The organism is Vibrio sp. Vb0667 (assembly GCF_033391095.1).
Genome location: NZ_JAWPOL010000102.1, coordinates 1 through 1824 on the forward strand (window position 1 = coordinate 1; position 1824 = coordinate 1824).

Sequence of the window (1824 nt, forward strand, 5' to 3'; positions counted from 1 at the left end):
TTTGGTGCCATCTTCTTGCTCAACACTTTAAAACACACTGGAGCGATCACCACAATCCGTAATGGATTTACCGATATCTCTGCCGATCGTCGAGTTCAAGCCATCATTATTGCTTGGTGTTTTGGCTCATTCATCGAAGGTGCATCGGGCTTTGGCACACCAGCAGCGATCGCCGCGCCACTATTGGTTGCGATCGGTTTCCCTGCCCTAGCGGCGGTACTAATGGGCATGATGATTCAATCAACGCCAGTATCGTTTGGTGCAGTGGGTACGCCGATTATCGTGGGTGTAAACAAAGGTTTGGATACGCACAACATCAGTGAAGCGTTGGCAGCTCAAGGCTCAACATGGGAAGCATACCTACAGCACATCACGGCTAACGTTGCCGTAATTCATGCCGTAGTTGGTACGATGATTCCTGTATTGATGGCTATGATGTTAACACGTTTCTTCGGCAAGAACAGAAGCTGGAGCGAAGGTCTGGATATTCTACCGTTTGCGTTATTCGCAGGTGTGTCATTTACCGTTCCTTACGCATTAACTGGCGTGTTCTTGGGCGCTGAGTTTCCATCGCTGATTGGTGGTTTGGTTGGTCTTTCTATCGTCGTAACTGCTGCGAAAAAAGGCTTCCTAGTTCCTAAAACAAAATGGGATTTTGAAAGCGAAGACAAATGGCCAGCAGAGTGGCTAGGCTCTTTGAAAGTGGATCTGCACGACAATCCTGGTAAGCCAATGAGCTTGGTAAAAGCGTGGATTCCTTATGTAATGCTGGCCGTTATTTTGGTAGCAAGCCGCGTAAGCTCTGAGTTTAAAGGTCTACTGCAAAGCATCAGCGTGTCGTTTAGCAACATTCTAGGCGAGACTGGCGTTAGCGCTGCCATTCAGCCGCTTTACCTTCCTGGTGGTGTACTGGTGTTCGTTGCTCTGCTTGCTGCTGTATTGCAAAGCGGTAGCGCAAAACCTTTGCGTGAAGCATTCGGCGAATCAAGCAAAACGCTAATCGGTGCAGGCTTCGTATTGGTGTTCACTATCCCGATGGTACGTATCTTCATCAACTCAGGTGTGAACGGTGCTGACCTAGCAAGTATGCCTGTAACAACCGCGAACTTTGCCTCAGACCTCGTTGGCTCTGCATTCCCAGCATTAAGTGCAACGGTTGGTGCGCTAGGTGCATTCCTCGCGGGTTCGCATACCGTATCGAACATGATGTTCAGCCAGTTCCAATTCGAAGTCGCGCAGACATTGTCTATCTCAAGCGTGGTTGTAGTGTCACTGCAAGCCGTTGGCGCGGCTGCAGGTAACATGATTGCCATTCACAACGTGGTGGCGGCATCCGCAACCGTCGGTCTACTAGGTCGTGAAGGCGCAACCTTGCGTAAGACGATCATCCCAACGTTCTACTACCTAGTAATGACGGGCATCATCGGTGTGGTTCTGATTTACGGATTCCAACTCACCGACGTCTTGATGAAGTAATACGAATGCAGGGCTCACTGCCCTGCCCGATTTGACACAGCTGTCAGCACTACTACCCCGACATGTTGATTTAGCTTGCTACATCAATTCCCCCGGCAGCTGTGTCACCTTTCCAGTTTGCATAACTGACTGAGCGATTAAATCAAGATTGTTCAACCAATTATGTAAGTGGGTTACCTAAATCGCAGATTCAAAAGTAAGTGATGCAAAGGTAACTATACTCATTTTGATGCTTTTAGCGCTTAGTGCGATGAAAGCTCACTTAAGAGCAAATGCTCCACAACTTTGCTTAGAATAACCGCTAGGACACCATTATGATTATCTCAGCTTCTACCGATTACCGCGCTG

At 48.4% G+C, this 1824-nt stretch carries 1 protein-coding gene; it reads left to right on the plus strand.

Going from position 1 to position 1824, the window contains the following annotated elements; all coding sequences use genetic code 11:
* Positions 1–1476 (plus strand): L-lactate permease (locus R8269_RS23710; RefSeq protein ID WP_318222715.1); only part of this gene is annotated, 1476 nt, incomplete at its 5' end.
* Between the last annotated feature and the right edge of the window lie 348 nt (positions 1477–1824).